This window comes from Pseudomonas abietaniphila (genome assembly GCF_039697315.1).
In the GTDB taxonomy this organism is placed as follows: domain Bacteria; phylum Pseudomonadota; class Gammaproteobacteria; order Pseudomonadales; family Pseudomonadaceae; genus Aquipseudomonas; species Aquipseudomonas abietaniphila_B.
The window spans coordinates 2,184,043-2,207,149 of the sequence record NZ_CP155619.1; the positions used below are offsets into that span (position 1 = coordinate 2,184,043).

19 protein-coding genes, 2 pseudogenes and 1 riboswitch are annotated in these 23,107 nt (G+C 60.0%); of the genes and pseudogenes, 8 read left to right on the forward strand and 13 right to left on the reverse strand.

Translation table 11 applies throughout. The features are described from left to right. Positions 1-11 precede the first annotated feature (11 nt). The 3 genes and pseudogenes from ABDX87_RS29160 to ABDX87_RS09685 all read right to left on the reverse strand — a co-directional run bounded on the left by ABDX87_RS29160 (position 12) and on the right by ABDX87_RS09685 (position 2,007). Positions 12-419: a CZB domain-containing protein gene (locus ABDX87_RS29160; RefSeq protein ID WP_431061247.1), complete on the reverse strand. Its 408-nt coding sequence runs from the start codon at positions 417-419 to the stop codon at positions 12-14. Positions 420-428: 9 nt separating this feature from the next. After that, positions 429-1,097: pseudogene (locus tag ABDX87_RS29165) on the reverse strand (methyl-accepting chemotaxis protein); the annotation flags it as partial. Positions 1,098-1,194: 97 nt separating this feature from the next. Next, entirely contained in the window at positions 1,195-2,007 is an 813-nt protein-coding gene (locus ABDX87_RS09685) for a sulfite exporter TauE/SafE family protein (RefSeq protein ID WP_346832665.1), read from the reverse strand. Between the two features lie 113 nt (positions 2,008-2,120). Here ABDX87_RS09685 and ABDX87_RS09690 point away from each other — a divergent pair, with 113 nt between their 5' ends. Beyond that, positions 2,121-2,945 (forward strand): AraC family transcriptional regulator, encoded by an 825-nt coding sequence (locus ABDX87_RS09690; RefSeq protein WP_346832666.1) that lies wholly within the window; start codon positions 2,121-2,123, stop codon positions 2,943-2,945. Positions 2,946-3,201: 256 nt separating this feature from the next. Beyond that, positions 3,202-4,401: an HD-GYP domain-containing protein gene (locus tag ABDX87_RS09695; protein WP_346832667.1), complete on the forward strand. Its 1,200-nt coding sequence runs from the start codon at positions 3,202-3,204 to the stop codon at positions 4,399-4,401. A gap of 49 nt (positions 4,402-4,450) precedes the next feature. On the opposite strand, the gene ABDX87_RS09700 is transcribed toward ABDX87_RS09695, so the two are convergent. The 6 genes from ABDX87_RS09700 to ABDX87_RS09725 form a co-directional block, all read right to left on the reverse strand. Further along, complete coding sequence (locus ABDX87_RS09700) at positions 4,451-4,582, reverse strand: helix-turn-helix domain-containing protein (protein ID WP_431061224.1); 132 nt, start codon at positions 4,580-4,582, stop codon at positions 4,451-4,453. Positions 4,583-4,625: 43 nt separating this feature from the next. Then, on the reverse strand, positions 4,626-7,391 hold the full coding sequence (locus ABDX87_RS09705; protein WP_346832668.1) for a LuxR C-terminal-related transcriptional regulator: 2,766 nt from the start codon (positions 7,389-7,391) through the stop codon (positions 4,626-4,628). 419 nt (positions 7,392-7,810) lie between these two features. Further along, positions 7,811-9,175 carry a DUF1329 domain-containing protein gene (locus ABDX87_RS09710; protein ID WP_346832669.1) on the reverse strand — a complete coding sequence of 455 codons (1,365 nt, stop codon included), beginning with the start codon at positions 9,173-9,175 and terminating at the stop codon, positions 7,811-7,813. 15 nt (positions 9,176-9,190) lie between these two features. Next, a complete protein-coding gene (locus ABDX87_RS09715; protein ID WP_346832670.1) occupies positions 9,191-11,113 on the reverse strand; it encodes a DUF1302 domain-containing protein in 1,923 nt (640 codons plus the stop codon). A gap of 377 nt (positions 11,114-11,490) precedes the next feature. Beyond that, on the reverse strand, positions 11,491-13,167 hold the full coding sequence (locus ABDX87_RS09720) for a fatty acid--CoA ligase (protein WP_346832671.1): 1,677 nt from the start codon (positions 13,165-13,167) through the stop codon (positions 11,491-11,493). Between the two features lie 293 nt (positions 13,168-13,460). Further along, complete coding sequence (locus tag ABDX87_RS09725; protein WP_346832672.1) at positions 13,461-14,090, reverse strand: LysE family translocator; 630 nt, start codon at positions 14,088-14,090, stop codon at positions 13,461-13,463. A gap of 88 nt (positions 14,091-14,178) precedes the next feature. On the opposite strand from ABDX87_RS09725, the gene ABDX87_RS09730 reads away from it, so the two are divergent. The 3 genes from ABDX87_RS09730 (at position 14,179) to ABDX87_RS09740 (ending at position 17,055) form a co-directional block, all read left to right on the forward strand. After that, positions 14,179-15,144, forward strand: a complete 966-nt coding sequence (locus ABDX87_RS09730) for a 2-hydroxyacid dehydrogenase (RefSeq protein ID WP_346832673.1) — start codon at positions 14,179-14,181, stop codon at positions 15,142-15,144. Between the two features lie 77 nt (positions 15,145-15,221). Further along, positions 15,222-16,220 carry a class I SAM-dependent methyltransferase gene (locus ABDX87_RS09735; protein ID WP_346832674.1) on the forward strand — a complete coding sequence of 333 codons (999 nt, stop codon included), beginning with the start codon at positions 15,222-15,224 and terminating at the stop codon, positions 16,218-16,220. 39 nt (positions 16,221-16,259) lie between these two features. Beyond that, a riboswitch (yybP-ykoY riboswitch) is annotated at positions 16,260-16,381 on the forward strand. 89 nt (positions 16,382-16,470) lie between these two features. Further along, positions 16,471-17,055, forward strand: coding sequence for a TMEM165/GDT1 family protein (locus tag ABDX87_RS09740; RefSeq protein WP_346832675.1), 585 nt, complete (start codon positions 16,471-16,473; stop codon positions 17,053-17,055). A gap of 162 nt (positions 17,056-17,217) precedes the next feature. On the opposite strand, the gene ABDX87_RS09745 is transcribed toward ABDX87_RS09740, so the two are convergent. Then, a complete protein-coding gene (locus tag ABDX87_RS09745) occupies positions 17,218-18,036 on the reverse strand; it encodes a M48 family metallopeptidase (RefSeq protein ID WP_346832676.1) in 819 nt (272 codons plus the stop codon). 1,383 nt (positions 18,037-19,419) lie between these two features. Between ABDX87_RS09745 and ABDX87_RS29170 the strand changes: the two are divergent. Together ABDX87_RS29170 and ABDX87_RS29175 are read left to right on the forward strand one after the other, a co-directional pair. Continuing rightward, positions 19,420-19,614, forward strand: a pseudogene (locus ABDX87_RS29170) (HAMP domain-containing protein); the annotation flags it as partial. 114 nt (positions 19,615-19,728) lie between these two features. Next, positions 19,729-20,472, forward strand: coding sequence for a methyl-accepting chemotaxis protein (locus ABDX87_RS29175; RefSeq protein ID WP_431061248.1), 744 nt, complete (start codon positions 19,729-19,731; stop codon positions 20,470-20,472). Positions 20,473-20,622: 150 nt separating this feature from the next. Here the strand turns inward: ABDX87_RS29175 and ABDX87_RS09755 are convergent, their stop codons facing one another. From ABDX87_RS09755 to ABDX87_RS09765, 3 genes are read right to left on the reverse strand one after another with little or no spacing between them, the layout of a single operon-like run. Continuing rightward, complete coding sequence (locus tag ABDX87_RS09755) at positions 20,623-21,252, reverse strand: SOS response-associated peptidase (protein ID WP_346832678.1); 630 nt, start codon at positions 21,250-21,252, stop codon at positions 20,623-20,625. 51 nt (positions 21,253-21,303) lie between these two features. Continuing rightward, positions 21,304-21,564 carry a DUF2007 domain-containing protein gene (locus ABDX87_RS09760; protein WP_346832679.1) on the reverse strand — a complete coding sequence of 87 codons (261 nt, stop codon included), beginning with the start codon at positions 21,562-21,564 and terminating at the stop codon, positions 21,304-21,306. Further along, the gene (locus ABDX87_RS09765; RefSeq protein WP_346832680.1) at positions 21,564-21,755 is read right to left on the reverse strand and encodes a CPXCG motif-containing cysteine-rich protein; all 192 of its coding nucleotides are present in this window, start codon (positions 21,753-21,755) and stop codon (positions 21,564-21,566) included. The genes ABDX87_RS09760 and ABDX87_RS09765 overlap by 1 nt, the downstream gene beginning before the upstream one ends. Positions 21,756-21,885: 130 nt before the next feature. On the opposite strand from ABDX87_RS09765, the gene ABDX87_RS09770 reads away from it, so the two are divergent. Continuing rightward, positions 21,886-23,049: a 1-acyl-sn-glycerol-3-phosphate acyltransferase gene (locus tag ABDX87_RS09770; RefSeq protein WP_346833480.1), complete on the forward strand. Its 1,164-nt coding sequence runs from the start codon at positions 21,886-21,888 to the stop codon at positions 23,047-23,049. The last annotated feature ends 58 nt before the right edge of the window (positions 23,050-23,107 follow it).

Consider the following 23,107-nt stretch of genomic DNA (forward strand, 5'->3'; position numbering starts at 1 on the left):
TGAACCCTTGATCAAGACCCCAACCGACTCTTCAACAACACCTTCACCGCCTGCATCACAGTCACGTTCGCCGCTTCCATTTTTCCGACATATTCCAGGGTCTTTTCCAGCTCGCCTTGTGCGTGGGCATTGATGGCGGCCTGGCCGCTGCTGTGGACGAGTTGGTGCGGGACTTCGAGGCGGCGGAATTCGGCGGTGCGTGCCTGGTTCGGGTCTTGTTGCTCGTAATACCACTTGCCGAACAGGCATTCGGTTTCGTCGGGCAGGATCAGCGGTTCGGGGCGAGGGTTGAGGAGCCGGTCGTAGACGGCGACTTTCAGGGTGAGTTCTTCCATGTTGGCCAGTTCGACCCTGGACAGCAGGTGCGACTGGTCGATTTCGCGCTGCATGGTCTGCGCTTCGTCGTACATGCCGGCCATGGCCCGAGCAGTTTTGTCGATCACCGCCGAGAAAGCGCCGGACGCCCGACTTTGTTCGGAGATGGCCTGTTTGGCAATGTTGATGTCTTGCTGGATCGCCGAAGTTTCCTTGACGATTTCCTGGGTGGCCTGCGCAGTTTTTTCCGCCAGGTGACGGACCTCTCCGGCGACCACGGCAAAGCCGCGACCCGACTCGCCCGCCCTCGCGGCTTCGATCGCCGCGTTGAGCGCCAGCAGGTTGGTCTGACGGGCGATATCGCTGATCAAGTCGACAATGCGGTCGATCTCTCCCGCGCGGCCTACCAGATGATTGATCACCTGCTGCAACGCATCGACGCCCGCCTCCATGACCCGCGATTGCTCCTGCAAATGGGTGATCTGCTCACGATTATCGATGGCTGAACGGGCGACGTTGTCGGCGCGCTGGTGGTTAACCTTCAGCTGACGATTAAGGGCAGAAAAAGACTCGCTCACGTGGGAAAGCGAATTACCACACGTCAGCAGGTTCTCTGACAGCCCCCGGTAAAAATCGCGGTGACGCTGATCGTCCTCTCGCAACGCTCGCAGCTTGCGAAGCGAAGACGCTATTTCGTCAGGCGTCGGCCCGCTTGACGCCATATGAACCACTGGCGCATCGGATGCGACTGTCTTTTTCCGCCAAACGAAATTCATCTCCATCCTCCTGCACCCGACAATCGCGGGCGAAAGCGCGGAAACTAAGGTCCGGGCACACACAGGAAAAGAGCCAATTGTGTGATAAATGCGCAGACCGCCGTCACCGCACAAGCATGCTCAACAGCACCAGGACCAGCAGTCCGATATACACCCGTGCATGCCGTTGATCCGGGATGCGTCCTACCCACCGCGCCGCAAGCCACATGCCGAACCACGCCCCTACGGTCAGCACGGCAAACGCGATGAGATCGACATAGCCGACGTAGCCAGCCCCTAATCCTGTGGCGCCCGGATCACCGGCGAGCATGTAGACCGCCGTGCCGACCAGCGCAACGGGCAGGCTCAGCGGATTGGCCATGGCAGTCGCCTGCGTCATGCTCAACCCGCGACGACGCAGCAGCGGAACGGTCATGACGCTGCCGCCCACGCCCAGAAAGGTGGCGATGGCGCCTATGACGATGCCGCCGGATCCCGTGCCCCACCGATGGGGCGACCTGGGCTTACCGTCAGTCATGGGCACGATGAATCCACGCCGAAACAGGCAATCGGCAATCGTGATGGCCAGATAAACGACGAAGGCGACACGCAGCACCGTCCCGCTGACATCGCCAGCAGCCAACGCGCCGAGCAGCGAACCGACTCCGATGAACCCGGACAACGGCCAGAGCCAGACGGTGAGCAGCGTCCCGGCGCGCGCGGATCGGCGCGTACTCAAAGCAGCGTTGACGATCATTACGCAGGTTGAGGTGGCCACGGCTACGTGCATCGCGGCCTGCTCCGCCAGTCCACCCTCCGCTCCGCTCTTCAACACGCCATACAGCACGGGCACGACCACGAACCCGCCGCCAAACCCGAACAGCACGGTGGTCATGCCCGACAAACCACCGAACAGCACCAACAGCACATACGTCATCGCAACATCCTCACAACACAGAGGCGACGACGGTAGGCAGTTTTCGCTCGACGAACTTGAGCGTTCAAGCCAATGATGTTTGTGTTTCGGCCAAACGTTTGATGTGATCCGTCATGCGCAATTCTTCCATCGATACCCTGGACAGCACGCCTCGGCCGGTGATCGCGATCGGCACCGATTACCCGGATGGTTTCCTGTTACGCCGTCATCAGCATCGGCGGGCGCAACTGCTGTACGGCTCGACCGGCGTGATGAAAGTCACCATCGGGCAAGGCGACTGGGTGGTGCCGCCGCAACAGGCCGTGTGGATTCCCCCGCAGGTCGAGCATGAAGTGCTGATGCTCGGTGTCAGCACGCGTAGTCTCTATATAGAACCGTCAGTCGTGCCTGTTTCACGCGCTTCGTGCGAGGTGATCGGTGTGTCGCCCCTATTGCGGCAGCTGTTGATCGACGCCGTCGAGATGCCGTTGGCATACGAGGAACAAGGTCGCGACGGTGTGTTGGTGACGCTGGCGTTGCTTGAGATCGGCCAGGCGCAAGCGTTGCCGTTGCGCATTCCCCTGCCCCGGGATTCGCGCTTGCTGGCCCGCTGCCAAGCGTTTCTGCAGCGCCCGGATATTCATGAATCACCATTGGACTGGGCGCGAGATTTGTATGTCAGCGAGCGTTCGTTCAGCCGATTTTTCCGCGAACAGACACAGATGAGTTTCGGCCAATGGCGCCAGCGTGCCTGCGTGGTACTGGCCTTGTCGCGACTCTCCTCGGGGGAGTCCATTACGCGAATCGCCCTCGATCTGGGGTACGACAGCCCTGCAGCGTTTTCAACGATGTTTCGCCGCTTGATCGGGCAGGCACCCAGCTACTTTTCGAACAATGCGGCGACAGCGGGCAGTCGTCGAGCGCCGCAGCCCTCGCTTACGAACGACACCCGGCGTTGATGAGAAGCCCCCGATCATTTTGTTTTGTAATTAATCTTTCGTGTTTTTTTGAACAGTGCTAGCTAAGTGTTTGCGTGGCTTGAATAAAGGCAAAAACGCCTGATTTCTTCTACACATTCCGTTCATATATTTTTCAATACCCCGCTCATATACTGGCACTGCGCAACCATTGGAATGGCTGGCCTTCGGGATGATAAGACGTCGACTCGATGACCCTCGCACGGCAGCCAGACCTCATGCGTAAAGAGCACGCTCCATGCTAAGAAAAATCGCCGTTTCCGATCTGACACTCGGGATGTACATCCATGAGTTCTGCCGCCCCCGAATCAACGACCCCTTCTGGACCACCCATGTCGAACGCGAGTTGTGCGATGAGGCCGTTCTGCGGCGCATTCAGGAATCGACCCGCGAGGTGTGGATAGATACCCGGCTAGGCAGAAGTCCTGACGGGGCACATTCACCACAACGCCATAACGCGGCCTCGTGCCCGGACACCGACACGTCCCCGGCCACGATGGAGAAAGAGCTGGCGCGCGCCAAGCTGATTTGCGGTCGTGCGAAAACGGCAGTCATGACCATGTTCAGCGACGCGCGTATGGGACGTTCGATGAACACCGAAGACGTCGATCTGCTCGTCCAGGAAATCTCGACGTCCGTGATGCGTCACCCTCACGCATTGATCAGTCTCTCGCGCCTGAAAACCTCGGACGAATACACGTACATGCACTCGGTGGCGGTCTGCGCGCTGATGGTGGCGCTTGCGCGACAAATGCAACTGGACGAAGAACGGGTTCGCGAAGCCGGGGTCGCCGGGCTGATGCACGACGTCGGCAAGATGATGATCCCTCCTGCGATCCTCAATAAACCCGATCGCCTGACCTTCGAAGAATACGAGGCCATGAAGTATCACCCGCAGGCCGGGCTCAAGATTCTTCAAGGCAGTCAGCAAGTCACCCAGGCGGTGATGGATGTGTGCCTGCATCATCACGAAAAAGTGGACGGCAGCGGTTATCCCTACGGCCTCAAGGGCGAAGAAATCAGCGTGTTCGCCAAGATGGGCGCCATCTGCGACGTCTACGACGCCGTCACGTCCGACCGCCCGTACAAAAAAGGCTGGGACGCGGCCCGGTCCATCCGCGAAATGGCCTCGTGGAAAGGCCACTTCGACGAGAAGATCTTCCAGCACTTCGTCAAAACGGTCGGTATCTATCCGATCGGCGCATTGGTGCGCCTGAAAAGTGAACGTCTGGGCGTGGTCATCGAGCAAGGCGAAAAATCGTTGCTGCACCCCAAGGTCAAAGTGTTTCTGTCGACCCGAACCAAGATCGCGTTCCAGCCGGAAGTCGTCAATCTCGCCGACCCGATTGAACCCGATGCCATCGTCAAATACGAACTGGCAGAGGAGTGGGGCGTGCGGGACGTGGATGACTTATGGGCGGTCAGCTCGGCAAGCTGATCACTTCCCATGCCCAGGGTTGGCACGGGCTCACGGTGGGCGACCTGACTCACCCACGACGCAACGGCACAATGCCCACCCGCATGCCAAAAGGCTTGAACACCGCATTGAGCGTCTGGAGGGTCGGATTGCCTTCGTCCTGTTCGATCTGACGCAACGTGCGCAGTGAGATATTGCACATCCCCGCGAACTGTTCCTGCCGCAATCCCGTGACCTCGTTGCGATTAATTGGACCTGAACAGCCCCAATTCCTGAGCCTTGGCGACCGCCTGAGTGCGGCGCTCGACCCCCAATTTGCTGTTGATATGGCTCGCGTGGGTTTTAACGGTGTGCAGGGAGATGAAAAGCCGCTCGCTGATTTCCTGATTCGAGCAACCTTGGGCGATGAGCTGCAGCACGCCGAGTTCGCGGGCGCTGAGGGAATCGTTGCCGTGGCAGGCAGACGGCTCGCTGACGTCGCGCGCGCACGGCATGTCTTTACCGATGCTGGGCGGCAGTTGACTGAGCAGGTACTCGACGAGTCGGCACACAGGGCGTTTGAGCAGTTGTTCACGCAGCCAGTCCGGGTATTGGCGGATCAGGCTCAGGAACGGCAAAACCGCGCCGCCGGTCGCAGCCTGGAAGGCGCGCTCAAGCAGGCGCTGAGCCTTGGGTCGGTCGGCCATGTCCAGCGCCAGCAGGATGTGCTGATTCATCGCGTTCAACCCCAGCAGTCCGGCGCCCATGTGCTGTGCACGCTCTTCCAGTTGCGTCAGGCGCTGAACGGATTGCTCGGTGCGCCCTTGAATGGTGTCGAGCATCGCACGCAGCAATTCGATGTGTTGCGGCATTTGCGGAAGGCACTCCGGCGCCGCTGCGGGGTGATCGCCGCCATAGGTTTGCCCGAGACGCAGTAACCAGGCATCCGCCAGATCGATACGGCCCTGTGCCAGCCAGAGCTCGCACTTGGCAAGGGTGATCATCGCCAGGTAATACACCGGCGGCACGTCCCAGATGTGCATCAGTCGCTCGGCCTCGGCAAGCTCGGCGAAGGCTTCGGCGAAGCGCCCTTCCCGGCCTTCAAGCCCTGCAATCACGCAGTGGCCGATCAGCACGCTGATGTCGCGGCAGGCACGGGCCTCGGTCAGACCGGCGTTCAGTCGCGCACGCCCGGCGTCGGGCTGCAACAACTGCACGAGCAAATAACCCTCGTACAGCGTCAATCGTGCGCGCACTGCGTACAGACGCTGCGAAGACAGCCCGTTTAAACGGCGCAGCCCTTGGCGCACTTCATCGAGCGAACGTAACGCCTCGCCTCTGGCGTGCAAGGTGCGCGCGCGATCGTAATGCGCCAACGCTTCGAACAACGGATTGGCCACCCGTTGCGCCAGCTCCAGCGCCTCCCGATTCAACGCGCGGGCACGCCATAGATCGCCTTCGGCAATCGCCAGATTCGCCAGTGTCGACAAGCACAACAGGCGTTGCCCGTAACGTTTTTGCGGCAGGCTTGCCAGCGCTTCGCTGCAATAACGGTGTGCCGTTTCGCTGTCGCCTCGGCCTCGGGCGATGATGCCGCTGAGCGCCAGCCATTGGGCGAGCATGGATTTCTGCGCCGTGGCGGACGGCGCGGGCAGGAAACGGCTGAGGTGATTGCCCAGTTCTTCGGCGGCGTCCAGCTGGCAAGCCAGCCCCAGCGCCCAGGCATATAGCACGATCAGCCGCGGCGTGCTGACCAGCAGGCTGTCAGGCAGGTCCATTTTCCAGCGCAGCAACATGCCGACGTTTTGCTCGGCGAGCAATTGTTCTTCAGACAGGTTTTGTACGAGGTTGGCCGCCACATCCAGATGGCCGGCGCGCAACGCCTGCTCGATCGCCTCGTCGAGCAGACCCTGCTCACTGAACCAACGGCAAGCGTTCAGGTGCAATCGCCGTTGTTGCGGCGCAACGCTGGTGCCCGCGCGGGCACGCAGCAGATCGGAGAATAAATGGTGATAGCGGAACCAGCGCCCACTCTCGTCCAGCGGCACGAGGAAGACCTGATGCGCTTGCAGGAAACTCAGCATCTCAGCGCTGTCGTGGCTGTCCCGCGCAGCATTGCACAGCGCACTGCAGAAGCGCTCCAGGCAGGCCGTTTCGTAAAGGAAGGCTTGAACATCGGCAGGCAGGCAATCGATGACCTCCTCAAGCAGGTAGTCACGAATCAACCCTTCGCCGCCGTTGAGTTCCTGGGTCAGCGTGTTGCTGCCTGCCTCGGTGGCGGCCAGCAGCCAGAAACGCAAACCGGCCACCCAGCCTTCGCTGCGTTGAAGCAAGGTGTGCAGCGCTTCCTCGGTGAGGGAGCTGCTGTGATGGTCCAGTACGGCCAGGGATTCGTCGTCCGTCAGGCGAAGGTCTTGCTCGGACAGTTCCAGCAACTGCCGCGACAGGCGCAGGCGTGCCAGGTGCCAGTCCGGCCGCTGACGGCTGGTGACCATGATGATCATGCCCGCGGGCAAATGGTTGAGCAGAAATTGCAGACAGCGGTCGAGCACCGGGCCTTGCACCAGGTGATAGTCGTCGAGCACCAGCAACAGCGGCTTGCTCAACATCAGGTGCATGCCCAGTTCGTCCAGCAGGCTATCGAGCCACTCTTCAAAAGCAAAGGGCTGATGCCGCTGACGCATCTTCAGCAGGCCAAGTGCCTGACTGCCGAGTTGCGGGAAGAATTGTTGAAGGCCGGACAGAAGACGCTCCAGAAAACGCCCCGGATCACTGTCGCGCTGACTCAGGCCCAGCCAAAGGTTTTGCCATTGATCCGGCAGGCTCTGACAAAACTCCACGGCCAGCGAGCTCTTGCCGAAGCCGGCGGGCGCACTGATGAGCAACAGGCGGCCAGACAATCCCGCACTCAACCGCTCGCACAGTCGCGGTCGGGCGACATAGCCTTCGGGAAGGGGTGGGCGGAAGAAACGTCCTTCCAACGCAGTGACTGCGTGATTTGCGAATCCTTGCAAACGCGACAGATCAGTCATGGCCGGCTCTTGTTAGAAGTGCTTGTTATTCGGCGTTCAGATGTCGGGAGACTAGCGGCTAAGTCAGCGCTTTTGAAGATTGTTAGACGAAAGACTGTAAGAAAACATATCCAATCAACAGGGCGAATGTTGCTTTATATGTTTTGAGGAGGTGTTGCAGAGGCTCGTCCAGCCTGTGGGAGCGAATTCATTCGCGATGGAGCCTGAGGTCGATGCATCTAAGTCCGTGCAGGTTTTTTCGCGAATGAATTCGCTCCCACAGGGAAATCGTCGAAGGCCCCATTAAAAAACACCCCGACGAATCGGGGCGTTTTCTTTTTGCGCTATGGGGTTCAACCATAGGGTAAAGCGGCGGAGGACAACGGTGCGCAGTAGCTGTGATCAACGGTGCACGGCTCTCCGCCAATTCGATTACACGATCAGCGCACGCCTTCCTGACGCAGGGCGTTAGGCTGGAACTCGCTGGTGGAGGCCGTGAAGCCGAAGTCGTAAGCACGCTTCTCTTCGTTCTTCATGCCCAGCGCCAGGTAACGGCCCGATTGCAGGTCGTACAGGGTTTCCAAGGCATACCACGGCACTTGCTTGTCGTAGTAGTTCTCGGCATGGGCCTCGGCGACGCGCCACAGTTGACCACGACCGTCGTAGTGGTCGATCACCGCAGCCTGCCAGGAGTCTTCGTCGATGAAGAAGTCACGTTTGGCGTAGATGTGGCGTTGACCTTCTTTCAGTGTGGCGGTCACGTGCCAGACACGGCGCAGTTCATAACGCGCCAGATCCTGGTTGATGTGGCCGGGACGGACAATGTCGGCGTACTTGAGCTTCGGATCGTCCAGCTTGTAGCTGTCAGACGCGATGTACATCTCCTGCTTGCCGATCAGTTTCCAGTCGTAGCGATCCGGCGCGCCGTTGTACATGTCCAGGTTGTCGGAGGTGCGCAGACCATCTGCTGCAGTACCCGGCCCGTCATAGGACACTTGTGGCGCACGACGCACGCGACGTTGACCTGCGTTGTAAACCCACGCCGCGCGAGGCTCTTTCACCTGATCGAGGGTTTCATGCACCAGCAGCACCGAGCCTGCCAGACGTGCTGGCGCGGTCACTTCCTGCTTGAAATAAAACAGGATATTGCCTGGGTTCTTAGGATCGAAATCCTTCATCTTGTCGCGGAAGACGAATTGGTCCTCGAAATACACCGGGCTGAACGAACCGTTGGTTTGCGGCGTTACCTGCACCACCAGACGCTTCACACTGCCGCCGCGATAGCGGGTGATGTGGTTCCAGATCACTTCCAGGCCGTCTTTCGGAATCGGGAACGGCACGGCGGTTTCGAAGTTTTCCAGACCGTTACCGCCACCGACCAGCTTGGTGTTGACGGCGTTCTTCTTGATGGCGGCGAACACGTCAGCAGGCACGGTCGCGCCACGGTGCGACGGGTAGACCGGCATTTTGAAGCTGTCCGGGTAACGCTTGAACATCGCGTATTGGCCCGGCGCCAGGTTGTTTTTGTACTGCTCGACGTTCTGCGCGGTGATGATGAACAGCGGCTTCTCGTTGGCGTACGGGTTGGCAAGAAAGCCCTTGTCGTCCACGGCGCCCGCATTGGTGGGCAACGGGCTCCAGGCAGGGATGGTGTTGGCAGCGTTACCCGCCTTTTCCGCGCCCATTGGCGTCAGGGTCGTGCCCAGCTTGGCGGCTTCATCGGCAGAGACGGCGGCCATTACGCCGGTCGCCAGCAATGAAAGGCCCAGTACTCCGACGTGCAACAGACCCTTTGTTATTTTCATGTTCATAAGTCGTCCTTAGAAGTTCATACCGAAGCTGAGGGCCACGAAGTCGCGGTCATCCACTGTGGTGTACTTGCCGTCGAAGAAGTTGGTGTAGGAAAGGTTGGCGGTATAGGTGTTCTGATATTCCGCTTCCAAGCCCAGGCTGACCGCCTTGCGACCTTCTTCGAAGTTGCCGCCAGGACCTGGCGAATAACCGTCGACGTCATGGGACCAGGCCACGCTTGGCTTGAGGTTCACGCCAGCGAACACGCTGTTGTAGTCCCAGATGGCGCGAGCGCGGTAGCCCCACGAATCGGTGGTGGTGAAGCCGTCGTTTTCGCAGTAGCGGCTGAGGTTATTGAGCGGCGCGCCTGCCAGCGTGCTGGCGTTGAGCGTGGTGCACTGACCATTTGGCAGCGGGCCAGGGCCATAGCTCGGGTCACGGCCGTAACGCAGTTTCGACGTACTTTCCAGACCGCCGACGTGAGTCCAGCCCACCTCGCCGACCACGGTCAGGCGTTCGGCACCCATCACCTGATCAAAGAAGTGGGTGAAGGTGGTTTGCGCCTGACTGATTTCTTTGCGGCGATAACCTTTCTGATCGGCGCCCGGAGAGCCTTGCAGAAGCGCAACGCTCGGGTTCAGCGGCGTCAGCCCGGAGTAAAGAATGTCTGTGGTATTCAACTGAACCGGGGCATTCGGGCGATAGCTCAATTCACCGCTCCACGCGGTACCGGTAGGCAGCGTAGTGGAGAAGCTCAGACCGAACAGGTGAATGTCTTCAGGGTATTCGACGTAGTAACTGGAGTTAGCGGCGACCACCACAGGCAGCAAGGTCGGCGCAAGGCTGGTCGCCACTCCCAGAGGTACGCCCCTGCCTACCAGACCACCGACCAGGCCGGCAGCACTGTAGGCGCTGGCTGGGCCACCTTTGCCGCTGAAAATCGGCAGCCGGCTGTGGTAGTTCATGTAATAGGCACCGAACTCTGTGTCCAGCGGCTCGAAGTTGTAGTGCATCGCCAGACCGTACTGGCCGCTGTCGCGCGCATCGCGGTCAGGACCTCGGGCGACGATTGCGCCTTCGTCAGGATTGCCGAAGTTCACACCGCGTGCCGCCAGCGTTGCCTGCACCGGACCGCGAAGCGCGGCAGGCAAGGCTGCGTTCAGGCTGTTGCGGGTGCGCAATACCGCGAGGTTGTTCGAGCAACCGTCGGCGATCACGTCAGGCTGGGAGAAGAACGTGCCGCAGTTGTCGACGACGGTCTGGTCCCATTCCAGCTGGTAGAAGCCTTCAGCCGACAGGTTTTCGGTGAGGTTCTGCGACAGGTAGAACATGTTGACCGGAATCAGGCCTTCCTTGATTTCCGAGCCAGGACGACGGAATGCCGAGACGTCGATCGGGTTGATACTGTTGATACCACCGCCAATGAACGTGCTTTCACCCCAGTTGACGACTTGCTTGCCCAGACGCACCGAACCCGGTTCATCGGCAATGGAATAGTTGTGATAGACGAATGCGTCGAGCAGCTGGAAGCCGGAAGACTTGGCACCCTCTTTACGGCCCGAATCGCTGATGTCCTTGAACTCGCGACCTTCATCCTTGAGTTCGAAGTCATACCAGTACTTGCCCCGCATGAACACGCCGGTGTCGCCGTACTTCAGTTCCAGATCGTGAATGCCCTTGAAGATCTTCGAAAAGGTTTCCCCGCTTTTGAAGTTCAAGTGGCCGTCGTCGGAGGTTTGCGAAAGCCCATGTCCGCCGTTGTTGGAACCGATCAGGTTCTTGTTGGCGTTCTCGGTCGACCAACTGGCGCCGATGGAGAGCGACGAGTCGAAATTACCTTCGATTTCACCGATGTTGAAACTGACGCCGAATGCAGGACCGGCGAGCGTAGAAGCGAGGCTGACGGCCAGAGGCAGTTTTGCCCGGCGCCAGAACTGGTTTGCTGATGTCATCGACGCTACTCCATGTGCTTTTATTTTTATGGCAGTGGGTGCTTCCAGAAACGACTCAGGCGGACGGGTCCGCAGTGCCTGGGTGTCAACGCGTATCGGGCAGCCCATGTGAAGCTGCTAAACGATGTGGCGTTTTTCTCCGGTTCCAACCTACTGCCGACTATAGCCAGCAGGTGCTACTGCTTGATCCCTCTAAAGTGTGATTTGCAGCGTCAAAGCGTCTGGCACGCCGATTTCGACGCACTGACTGGCGCGGCAAAGGGAGGATGGCTGAATTTAAGGATTTGGCAAGGGAGAAGCCGGGCGAGAGCGGTCGCAGCACATTGCCATGACCGAAATCAGGGCAATGCGTGCGAATAAAATTGTCAGTGGGTGGATCAGAGGGAGGAGAGAAATGCGCTGTTAGTGCTCTGCCATTCGATGATGTCCAGACGGATTCGCTTCTTGTCGAGCTTGCCGACGCTGGTCTTGGGAATTTCGGTAACAAGGGCGATCTGGCTCGGGATCGCCCACTTGTTGATGTGCCCCTGCTCCACAAATGGCTTGAGGTGCTCCTTCAATGCTTTGGCATCGATGACGTGCCCCTCGTGCGCAACCAGCAGCGCAAAAGGCCGCTCGCCCCACTGCGGATCAGCGATCCCGACCACCGCCACTTCGCGCACGCCAGGATGGCGGCTGCAGAGGTCTTCCAGTTCCAGCGATGACACCCACTCGCCGCCGGTTTTGATCACGTCTTTGATGCGATCGCGGATGTCGATGCCGCCCATACTGTCCAGCGTGGCCACGTCGCCGGTGTGCAACCAGCCGCCCGCCCACAGCTCGGCGCCCTTCTCGGGCTCGCGGTAATACCCTTCGGTGAGCCATGGCGCGCGCAGCACCAACTCGCCTTGGGTCTCGCCATCGGAGGGGAGGAAGTTACCCTCGCCGTCGACGATCGCCGCTTCAACCAATACGCCCGGTGCACCGGCTTTGATCCGGTACGTGGTGCGTTCGTCTTCGCTGCCCGCCATCAACTCGTCGTTCAGGTGCGCAACCGACACCAGCGGACCGGTTTCGGACATGCCATAGGCTGCGGTCAATTGAATGCCCTTGGCCTTGGCCGCTTCGTACAACGAGCGGGTGAGCGAACTGCCACCAATGATGATGTTCCAGCCGGTGAAATCGACGTCTTTGGCCGCCTTGGCGTTGAGCACCATTTGCATGATGGTGGGCACGCAATGGGAGAAATTCACTTTCTCTTTGCGCCACAACTCGACCAACAGTTCAGGGTCGTAGCGGCCAGGATAGACCTGCTTCACGCCCAGCATGGTTGCCGCATAGGGGACACCCCAGGCATGAACGTGGAACATCGGCGTGATGGGCATGTACACCTTGTCGGTGCCCAACAACCCTTCGACGCTGCCCATGATCGTGGCGACTGCCATGGTGTGCAGGACCAATTGGCGATGGGTGAAGTACACCCCTTTTGGATTGCCGGTGGTGCCGGTGGTGTAGAACGTCGTCGCCACCGAGTTCTCGTCAAAGTCCTCGAAGTGATACTGCGGGCTTGCCGCGGCCAACAGGGTTTCGTACTCGCCCACCAGGTTTGGCAGGTCGGCGGTCTTGTCGGCGGTATCGGTGATCAGCAGGGTCTTTTCAACGGTGGTGAGCTTGCTCTCGAAGCACTTATAGAGCGGCAGGAACTCGCTGTTGACCAGCACGAGCTTGTCTTCGGCGTGGTTCATGGTGAACAGGATCTGGTCCGCAGACAGGCGCACGTTGATGGTGTGGATCACCGCGCCAATCATGGGAATCGCGAACATGCATTCCAGATACCGGTGGCTGTCCCAATCCATGACGGCCACCGTGTCGCCCGCTTTGACCCCGGCCTCCGTCAACACATTCGCGAGTCGGCAGATGCGTTCGTTGAGGGTCAGATACGAATAGCGTGATTGGTCCCGGTAGACGATTTCCCGCGTTTTTTCATAGCGGCTGCCGGACATCAGCAAGCGTTTGATCAACAGAGGGTACTGGTACGCGCCATCAGCTGGCGGAATCACGCGTGTCTGCAGCATAGGAATCCCTTTTCAAGATGCATGTGCGGTGCTGAAAATATGCACTCTAGAGCCATCACTCGCCACTCAAATCAGCCAAAGGGATGATTCGAATGACGAGTGACCATGCAGGCATTGCGCCATTTGAAAGGGCAAAACGGTCTTGGGACTGTGTGTTGCACTCAAAATCCAGCGGCGAAACTGAGCTGATTCACGAAGCTGAATCTCAGACGCTGATCATACAGCGAATCCACGGGCCTCTTCGTGTGCAAGCTCACTCCCACAGGACTGTGTGAGTCTCGAAGTGGGGTCAGTCAGCTGGCCTGAGTAAACGCCAGCTTCACACCCAACGCCACCAGAACTCCACCCATGGCGCGGTCAAACCAGTGGCCCATTCGGGCGAAGCCTGCGCGCACCCGTGGCTGGCTGAACAGACGGGCCACCAGGCAGAACCAGACACCCGTCGCCAGCGCCAGATAAACGCCATAACCCGCCTGAACCAGCATCGGCGTGTGCGGGTTGATCACCACGGTAAACAACGAGAGGAAGAATAACGTCGCCTTGGGGTTCAGGCCGTTGGTCACGAAACCGGCTGTGAAGGCACCACGCGCCGTGCGCTCACCGCGGGCAATGTCCACCGGCGCGTCCGACGCACTGGCCGGTTTGGCGCGCAGCGCCTTGATGCCGATGTACAACAGGTAGCCAGCCGCTGCCCATTTCAATGCGTTGAACAGCACGATGGATTGCGAAACGATCAACCCGATGCCCAGCAGCGAATATCCGACGTGCAGGAAAATCGCCGTGCCCACACCCATGGCGGTGTAGGTCCCGGCCTTTCGGCCATGGGTCACGCTTTCACGCACGACGACCGCAAAATCAGGACCGGGACTGGCGACCGCCAACAGGTGGATAAGGGCTACGGTGAGAAATTCCGTCCAATACATGTGGGGACTCCAGGCGTTTTTACGAGCGGCAGGCTCTGGTAGGCTCGCTACCTTACGCCTCCCCCTCACTGAGCAAAAGGTACAGCTGATGTCGAGTCAAAGCAGAGCAGTTTTCCTGGATCACACCTCGCTGGACCTCGGCGATCTGGACCTTGCCCCCTGGCGTGAAACCTTCAGCGAATTGATTCTGCACTCCAGCTCTACGGCGGACCAGGTCATCGAAAGGCTGCAAGGCGCGCAGGTCGCGATTACCAACAAGATCATGATCGATGCCGACGCGATCGCTGCATGTCCCGATCTGAAACTGATCCTGGTGACAGCGACCGGCGTCAATAATGTGGACCTTGAGGCCGCCCGCCAGCACGGTGTCGTGGTGAGCAACTGTCAGGGCTATGGGACGCCTTCGGTGGCGCAGCACACCCTGATGCTGCTGCTGGCGATGGCCACGCGACTGCCGGACTATCAGCAGGCGATTCATCAGGGCATGTGGCAGAAATCCCGGCAGTTCTGCCTGCTGGATTTTCCGATTGTGGAGCTGGAAGGCAAGACATTAGGCCTTCTGGGGCATGGCGAGCTGGGCGGAGCGGTGGCGAAGCTCGCCGAAGCCTTTGGCATGCGCGTTCTGCTGGGCCAGATCCCCGGCCGCCCTGCTCGCCCCGACCGCTTGCCGTTGCATGAGCTGTTGCCGCAAGTGGACGCCCTGACGTTCCACTGCCCGCTCAACGAGCACACCCGGGACATGATCGGCGCGCACGAACTGAGCCTGATGAAGCCGAAAGCATTCATCGTCAACACCGCCCGTGGTGGTCTGATCAATGAGCAGGCGCTGGCCGATGCCCTGCGCAACGGCCATCTCGCGGGCGCTGCGACCGACGTGCTGACCGTCGAGCCTCCGGTCAACGGCAACCCGCTGCTCTCGGGTGACATCCCTCGCCTGATCATCACGCCGCACAGTGCCTGGGGCAGCCAGGAAGCGCGGCAGCGTATCGTTGGCCAGGTGAATGAGAACGCGCTGGCGTTTTATGCGGGCAAGCCCATCCGAGTCGTCAGCTGAGGGCTGCTGATCGGGCAGGAGCGCGTGCTCTACCCCATTCTCCTGATAAACTTCGCTCTTTTTTCCAGGAGCCGAAGATGGACCCGCGCAGTGAAGTGTTACTCCGTCAGGCCGATTTGTTTCAGGGCTCATTGCTGCTGACCGGCCTGCCTGCCGACGACCTGATGGGCACGCTGCCCAACGCCCGAGGCTGGAGCTGGCATGCGGGTGACTTCGCAGCGCTGGACGCACGCTTTGCCGGGCGTACTCACTTCGGCACCGAGGCGCCGGTTGAAGCGTTCGACGCCGCCGTGTTGTTCCTGCCTAAAGCCAAAGACCTCACCGACTACCTGCTCAATGCCCTCGCCTCGCGCCTGCAAGGCCGCGAGCTGTTTCTGGTTGGCGAAAAACGCGCTGGCATCGAAGCGGCCGCGCGTCAGCTGAGCCCTTTCGGACGCGCGCGCAAACTCGACAGCGCCCGCCACTGTCAGCTGTGGCAAGTCACCGTGGAAGAAGCGCCGCAGGCGGTCGAGCTGAACAGTCTCGCCAAACATTTCGAGATCGACATGGAAGGCGGGCCTCTAAAAGTGATCAGTCTGCCCGGCGTTTTCAGTCATGGCCGGCTCGACCGGGGCTCGGCGCTGCTGCTGGAAAATCTCGACCGGTTGCCTACCGGTCATTTGCTGGATTTCGGATGCGGTGCGGGCGTGCTGGGCGCTGCGATTAAACGTCGCAGCCCGGACATGAACGTCACGATGCTGGATGTGGACGCGTTTGCCACCGCCAGCAGCCGGTTGACGCTGGCGGCCAATGGTCTTGAGGGTGAAGTGTTGACCGGTGACGGCATCGACGCCGCGCCCCACCATCTGGACGTCATTCTGAGCAATCCGCCCTTTCATACCGGCGTCCACACCGACTATGCCGCGACAGAGAATCTGCTGCGAAAAGCACGCGAACACCTGAAAAAAGGCGGCGAACTTCGATTGGTTGCCAACAGCTTCCTGCGTTACCAACCGATTATCGAGCAGCACCTTGGCGTATGTGCCGTCATGGCCGAAGGTCAAGGGTTCAGGATTTACCGCGCCAAACGTGCGTGAAAATTAGCGCTTGCCGAACACGATTCGTGTAGGCAGAATCCGCTCCGTCCTAGGGGAGTAGTCTCCCACGAGCGCCATGCTCGTCCGGCGCGCATCAACATACTTGGTCCTCAGACCATGGTGCGTGCGACCCCAGATCCGCTTAGACGGATCGGTGGTTTGACAAGACCTATGACACGAACATCCTGACCCGGGGCGGGGAGGTTGTACGTGTCATAGCCGTGTCGACCCGCCCCTTAGGAAAATCCTGATGCTGGAATCCCTGTTGGTCCCTACCGCGGTCGTCGCACTGGCCGAAATCGGTGACAAGACCCAACTTCTCGCGCTCATCCTCGCAGCCCGCTTTCGCAAGCCGTGGCCGATCATTGCCGGTATTGTCGCGGCTACGCTGGCCAACCACGCTGCGGCCGGTGCCGTCGGTGCCTGGTTCAGCAGTTTCTTCTCCGACGCCATGCTGCACTGGATCCTCGCCGCGAGCTTTACCGCCACGGCATTGTGGACACTGGTCCCGGACAAGATGGACGACGACGAAGCCAGCACCGCGCGCAAGTTCGGGCCTTTCATGACCACGTTGATTGCGTTCTTCATCGCCGAGATCGGTGACAAGACGCAGATCGCCACGGTGATGCTGGCGGCGCAGTACTCGTACCTGTGGCTGGTGATCCTGGGCACGACGCTGGGCATGCTGCTGGCCAACGTGCCGGTGGTGCTGGCGGGTAATTTCGCGGCGGAAAAACTGCCGCTGACGCTGATTCGTCGCTTGGCCGCCGGTGCGTTCTTCATCCTGGCGATCGTTGCGGTGTACAAGGCGATGCAGGTCAGCGGCTGGGTCTGATCCGGAGCTGAAAGACCGGCTTCCGCCTCGTGCTGCTGTACCTCTGTGGGAGCGAGCTCGCTCGCGAAAGCGTCAGATCAGATACATCAATGTCGATTGATGAATCGCATCGCGAGCAAGCTCGCTCCCACAGTCAGGTCTCACCGGAGCCGCTTCAAATACTCAAGACTTAGGCGCCTGCTCATACAGCGGCATCACCTTCGGAATGGCGGCCTGCAACGAGGCAATCCGGTTCGCCGAAGCCGGGTGAGTGCTCATGAACTCAGGCTGCGATGCTCCGGCTTGAGCTTCCATCTTCTGCCAAAGCGTAATCGCGGCATTCGGGTTGTAACCGGCACGTGCCGACAATTCCAGACCTAACAGGTCCGCTTCATTCTCGTTGGCCCGGCTGTTCGGCAGCGTCAGGCTGTAATTGACCACGGTGTCGGCCAGCGCGAGGCTGTCCTGGCCCAAGCCCAGCAACGACCCTGCGCCCTGCTTCGCCATCTGAATGCCGTACGCCTTGGACATGGCTTCGCGCCCGTGTTCGCGCAAGGCATGCGCGATTTCGTGACCCATCACTGCCGCCAGCTCATCGTCACTGAGCTTCAGCGTATCGATCAGGCCGGTGTACACGATGATTTTGCCGCCAGGGCCGCAGTTGGCGTTCAGCTCATCGCTCTTGATCAGGTTCACTTCCCACTGCCATTGCGCCGCATCCGGACGCAGCTTCGGTGCCTGGGCGATCAGGCGGTTGGCGACGTTCTGAACGCGCTTGGCCTCGGCGCTGCTCTTGTCCAGCACGCCTTTGGAGGTGGCCTCGGTAACGGTCTGCTGATAGGACTGGGCATACATCTGATTGACCTGGTCGGTCGAGAGCATGCTAAACATGTATTGCTTGCGCTCGACACCCACCGAATCTCCGCTGGTGGTGTTGACAGCCTGGCAGCCTGCAACCAGCAGCGCTGCGCTCAGCGCACAAAGAGCAAAGGTCTGACGCATTGTGTATCTCCCTGGAAACAAGGCGCCCATCCTAGGCGGTACGCCGTCCGAGTACCAGATGGCAGCCGTTCGCCATGCAACTAGACCTGTAAAAAACGCACATCCGTAACAGCTTTAAAACACTTCCCCTCTCTCTTTCGAGACTCATGAACGCCTTTAAATCCGGGCCACCCAGCCAACCTGTCCAAAAGCGACCCATAGGCATCAAAAACGGCCATTTCGTCGGTTTCATCTCATGGAAGCTCAGGGCGAGGCGATACCTCCTTCAGGCGTAATTCCACGTCCGGAGTTCCTATGAAGTTCAAGTCGATCCAGTTTTCAGTGGCCGCACTGGCCGGCGCCATCGTACTCAGCGTCGTGGCGGCACTCGTTCTCTACGCGCTTTTTTCAGGGGCGCGCACGCAGGCGCTGGTGGAGCAACGCACCACCGCCCAATTCGAGCAAGCCATCGAGCAACGCCTGACGGCCATTGCCCGAACGCAAGCCAGTGATATTCAGCGTGAACTGGAAGCTCCGCTCAACACAGCCGCCGGACTGGCCACGACCAACGCAGTCATCGGCATGAAGGACGCCAAAGGCGAGCCGCTGCTGAAGGTCAGCCGTGAGCAGTTGCTCAACGTCCTGCACGAAACGGTGGTGCGCAACCCGAAAATCCTGGGCGCCTACATCGGTTGGGAACATAACGCCCTCGACCACAACGACGCCGCCTACGCTGAAGCGCCGATCAACGGCGTCGACCCCAAGGACGGCCGGTTCATGGCCTGGTGGTACCGCAAGCCTGACGGCAGCTTCAATCTAGAGAAGCTGGCGAGCCTGGAAGACCAGAAAGTCCTGTCTACCGGCATTCGGTCCAGCGAGTACTACTTATGCTCGCGGGAAACCCGCAAACCCTGCGTGATTGATCCCGCGCCTTATCAGGTCGGCGGCAAGATGGTCATGTTGTCTTCGTTCATTGAGCCGATCATGCTGGACGGACAGTTCCAGGGCATCGTCGGCGCCGACCTGTCGGTGAACTTCATTCAGGACATGCTCGAAAACGCGGACAAAAAGCTCTATGACGGCGCGGGCGACCTGGCGCTGATCGGCACCAATGGACGACTGGTGGCCTACACCAAGGACACCAGCAAACTCGGCGAAAAAGCCAGCGAGATCCTCGACGCCAACGAAGTCGCGAACCTGACGAACCTGACCAAAGGGGATGTGCGTTACGACATCGACAAGGAGCACGGTCACATTGAGCTGTACCTGCCCTTCGGCATAGGCAACACCGACGCACGCTGGACGCTGATGATTCGCATGCCGGTCAGCGCAGTAATGGCCGACCTGCAGAAGCTGCAAAGCGACCTGGCGCATCAGCGCGACACGGATATTTTCGGGATGACCATGGTTGGCTTGTTGATCGCCGCGCTAGGTCTGCTGATCGTCTGGTTCGTCGGCCGTGGCATTGCCCGTCCGCTGAAGCAGATGGTGGCCATGCTCGACGACATCGCCAAAGGCGAAGGGGATCTGACGCGTCGCCTGACCAGCGATCGAGCCGACGAGCTGGGCTCGATCGCCAGCGGGTTCAACACCTTCCTGGGCAAGCTGCAGGTCATGATCAGCCAGGTCGTGACGTCGGTGCAGAAGGTCAGCGACTCATCCGAGCACACCGCCGACATTGCGATTCGCACCAATAACGGCGTGCATAAGCAGATGGCCGAGATCGAGCTGGTCGCGACCGCCGTGCACGAAATGACCGCGACCGCGCAAGACGTCGCGCGCAACGCGACTCAGGCCGCGCAAGCCGCCAACCATGCGGACGACGCCGCCAACCAGGGCATGCGTATTGTCCACAACACGTCGAACTCCATCAGCGAGCTGGCGGTGGAAATCGGCCGCGCGGTGAGCGTGGTGCAGACGCTGGCCAAGGACAGTGAGAACATCAACGCGATCCTGACAGCCATTCGCGGGATCGCCGAGCAGACCAACCTGCTGGCGTTGAACGCTGCGATTGAGGCCGCGCGTGCCGGTGAACAGGGACGCGGGTTTGCGGTGGTGGCCGATGAAGTGCGCAACCTGGCGCAGAAAACGCAGCAGGCGACCGAAGAAATCCAGACCATGATCCAACAGCTGCAAAACGGAACGCGGCAGGTGGTCAAAGTCATGGAAGACAGCCAGAGCAAGACGGACGAGAGCGTGGGTCATGCCGCCGAGGCCGCGCAGGCCCTGGAAAGCATTACCAAGGCCGTGTCGGTCATCAACGACATGAACAACCAGATCGCCAGCGCGGCGGAAGAGCAAAGCGCAGTCGCCGACGATATCAACCGTAACGTGATCAACATCGGTCAGGTGGCGAACGAAGTGGCCGGTGGCGCGGATGAGTCGAGTCAGGCGAGTGCGGAACTGACCAAACTGGCCGAGCAGCAGAGACGGTTGATCAATCAGTTCAAGGTCTGATGAGTTTCAGTAGGGCGCCAGCTTTCTGAGTGGGAGCCGGCTTGCTGGCGAATACGGGGTGTCAGTCAACCTATTCGTGAATGATGCACCGCATTCGCCAGCAAGCCGGCTCCCACAGGTTCAGCGCACAGCCTGAGACAGGCGCCAGTATTAAAGCGGCGTCAGGCATTCCGGCGCATTGAGCTTCGGATCGTTCACCAGATTGGCCAATGGCCGCTCGCGCAGCGGCGTCTGCGGTGCGGCGAGCAAAGACTGCAACGTCACCAGCGAGCTGTCAGGGTCCAGCCAGGCAGCCTGCCCCTCCGCATCGAGAATCAGCGGCCTGCGCTGATTCATCGCTGATTGCGTCACCACCGCCACGCTCAGATAGACATGCTCCTCCACCGGATAAGCCTCCCAGATCGCCGCGAAATACAGCGTCGAGCCCTCGGCCGGCGTCAGCCAGAACGGCCTTTTGCGCACCGTTCCGCGCCACTCGTAGAAGCCGTTGGCGGGGAGCAGACAGCGGCGCTCACGAAACGCCTGACGGAACATCGGTTGTTCAGCCAGCGTTTCCGCCCGCGCGTGGGCCGGCGTGCGTGACATATCGGTCAGCCACGGCGGGGTCAGGCCCCAGCGCGCTCGGGCCACTTCACGCCCGGCCTCGCCCTCCTCGCTCGCCCGGACCATCAGCACCGAATCATGGGGCGAAATATTCCACTGCGCCTGCTGGTCCGCTGGAAATCCGGGCAAGGCCGCAAACGCGGGCGTCCAACGAAACAGGGCATAACGTCCACACATGGGCTCAGGGCAACTCTTTTGAAAAGCGAATGAAGCGGCGCGGGACAAGCCTCAGCACAACAACACATCGGGATAGCTGTCAGGCTCTTCGCCCGGCAACGGAAAGGCGCCATTGTACTCAGTGATCAACTGTCGCGCCCGATCGGCCTCTTCATCCTGCACCGCCAGCCCCAGCAGGCCGAACACCGGCAACTCGCCGATCCCGCCCAGCAAGTGGCGTCCGGTTATGTGTGACTCGATGCCTTCGCTGGCGAGCATGGACTGCAACAACTCGCCTTCCATCATGTTTTCCGGTTCATAGATTTTGCGCATCAGTCGTTCTCGGCACGGACGTCCAGATCCCATTCCTGGCCATCGGTTTGCAGATGAAACTCGATGGGACGGCAGCACACATGACAGTCTTCGATGAAATGGTGGTCGCCTTCCGACAGATCCAGGACCGTTTCTCCCGGTTCGCCGCAATAAGGGCACTCGTAAGGCGCGGCAGGTTGTATTTCGTGCATCACAGTCTCCGAGAGCAGTTTTGCGTATAATCGCCGACTTGTTTGCAGGCCGAGCTTTATTTCTCACCATCCGGGCGTAAAACCGGACTCGACCTACCTTTACCCTAGCCGTTTCCAACAAGAGAGCATGATGGGCGAATTCGATGCCATCCGACCGTACGACGACACCGAAGTAAAAGCCGTACTCAACCGGCTACTGGGTGACGAGGCGTTCCTCGCGATCCTCACGCATTTCCGTTTTCCACGTCTGGCCGGCTCCCTCGGCTGGATCCTTCAGCCTGCGATCGCGCGCAAGCTGCGCCGCCAGTTCGCCGGCATCGACACCGTCGCCGCCTTGCAGGACAAGGTCGAGCATTACGTCGATCATACGATCGAACGGGCCACCGATGGTGTGACCTACACCGGCGTGGAGCAGTTCAAGTCCGGCGTGGCTTACCTGTTTCTGGCCAACCACCGGGATATCGTGATGGATCCGGCGTTCGTCAACTATGCCGTGTATCACGCAGGCTTGCCGACGCCGCGGATCGCCATCGGCGACAACCTGCTGCAGAAGCCTTTCGTCAGCGACCTGATGCGCCTGAACAAGAGCTTCATCGTGCATCGTTCCATCACCGGACGCCGCGAAAAGATGGCGGCGTACCAGTTGCTGTCGGCCTACATCAATCACTCGATTCGCAACGACTGCCAGTCCATCTGGATCGCGCAGGCCGAAGGCCGCGCCAAAGATGGCGACGACCGCACCGAGTCGGCGATCCTCAAGATGTTTCACATGAGTCGCAAGGACGAGCCGTTTGGCGAAGTCATTCAGTCGCTGAACCTGACGCCTGTCTCGATCAGCTACGAGTACGACCCGTGCGATCAGGCAAAGGCCCGCGAGCTGTACATCCGGGCGACCACCGGCAGCTACACCAAGGCACCGGGCGAGGACGATGTCAGCATCGCGCTGGGCATCACCGGCTATAAAGGCCGCGTCCACGTTAACTTCGCGCCGCCGATCACCGAGCTGTTCGAAGACACCAAGCAATTGGCGATCGAAATGGACCGGCAGATCCTCGGCGGCTACCGGCTGTTCCCGGTGCATTATCTGGCGTACGCGCAGTGGGCCGATGCCGATCCGAGCCTGAACGTGCCTGCCGCTGCGGACATTTTCCCGGCCGATGAGCTAGAGCGTGCGAAAGAAGAATGGCAACGCCGCCTCGACGGCTGCGCCGAGGAGCACCGTCCGTATCTGGTGCTGCAATACGCGACGCCGGTGCGCAATCAGTATCGGGTCAAGGCGGGATTGCCGCTTTAAACGCAGAGTTCGATCACTGTGGGAGCGAGCTTGCTCGCGAATCAGATGGTTCTGCACG

Bases quoted from the DNA above. Each gene is read 5' to 3' on its own strand.
- ABDX87_RS09760 (WP_346832679.1), bottom strand. From the start codon at position 21,564: ATGCGCAAAATCTATGAACCGGAAAACATGATGGAAGGCGAGTTGTTG.
- ABDX87_RS09710 (WP_346832669.1), bottom strand. From the start codon at position 9,175: ATGAAAATAACAAAGGGTCTGTTGCACGTCGGAGTACTGGGCCTTTCA.
- ABDX87_RS09685 (WP_346832665.1), bottom strand. From the start codon at position 2,007: ATGACGTATGTGCTGTTGGTGCTGTTCGGTGGTTTGTCGGGCATGACC.
- ABDX87_RS09770 (WP_346833480.1), top strand. From the start codon at position 21,886: ATGGGCGAATTCGATGCCATCCGACCGTACGACGACACCGAAGTAAAA.
- ABDX87_RS09695 (WP_346832667.1), top strand. From the start codon at position 3,202: ATGCTAAGAAAAATCGCCGTTTCCGATCTGACACTCGGGATGTACATC.
- ABDX87_RS09730 (WP_346832673.1), top strand. From the start codon at position 14,179: ATGTCGAGTCAAAGCAGAGCAGTTTTCCTGGATCACACCTCGCTGGAC.
- ABDX87_RS09735 (WP_346832674.1), top strand. From the start codon at position 15,222: ATGGACCCGCGCAGTGAAGTGTTACTCCGTCAGGCCGATTTGTTTCAG.
- ABDX87_RS09715 (WP_346832670.1), bottom strand. From the start codon at position 11,113: ATGACATCAGCAAACCAGTTCTGGCGCCGGGCAAAACTGCCTCTGGCC.
- ABDX87_RS09690 (WP_346832666.1), top strand. From the start codon at position 2,121: ATGCGCAATTCTTCCATCGATACCCTGGACAGCACGCCTCGGCCGGTG.
- ABDX87_RS29160 (WP_431061247.1), bottom strand. From the start codon at position 419: ATGGCCGGCATGTACGACGAAGCGCAGACCATGCAGCGCGAAATCGAC.
- ABDX87_RS09705 (WP_346832668.1), bottom strand. From the start codon at position 7,391: ATGACTGATCTGTCGCGTTTGCAAGGATTCGCAAATCACGCAGTCACT.
- ABDX87_RS09765 (WP_346832680.1), bottom strand. From the start codon at position 21,755: ATGCACGAAATACAACCTGCCGCGCCTTACGAGTGCCCTTATTGCGGC.
- ABDX87_RS09700 (WP_431061224.1), bottom strand. From the start codon at position 4,582: ATGTGCAATATCTCACTGCGCACGTTGCGTCAGATCGAACAGGACGAA.
- ABDX87_RS09755 (WP_346832678.1), bottom strand. From the start codon at position 21,252: ATGTGTGGACGTTATGCCCTGTTTCGTTGGACGCCCGCGTTTGCGGCC.
- ABDX87_RS29175 (WP_431061248.1), top strand. From the start codon at position 19,729: ATGGCCGAGATCGAGCTGGTCGCGACCGCCGTGCACGAAATGACCGCG.
- ABDX87_RS09720 (WP_346832671.1), bottom strand. From the start codon at position 13,167: ATGCTGCAGACACGCGTGATTCCGCCAGCTGATGGCGCGTACCAGTAC.
- ABDX87_RS09745 (WP_346832676.1), bottom strand. From the start codon at position 18,036: ATGCGTCAGACCTTTGCTCTTTGTGCGCTGAGCGCAGCGCTGCTGGTT.
- ABDX87_RS09725 (WP_346832672.1), bottom strand. From the start codon at position 14,090: ATGTATTGGACGGAATTTCTCACCGTAGCCCTTATCCACCTGTTGGCG.
- ABDX87_RS09740 (WP_346832675.1), top strand. From the start codon at position 16,471: ATGCTGGAATCCCTGTTGGTCCCTACCGCGGTCGTCGCACTGGCCGAA.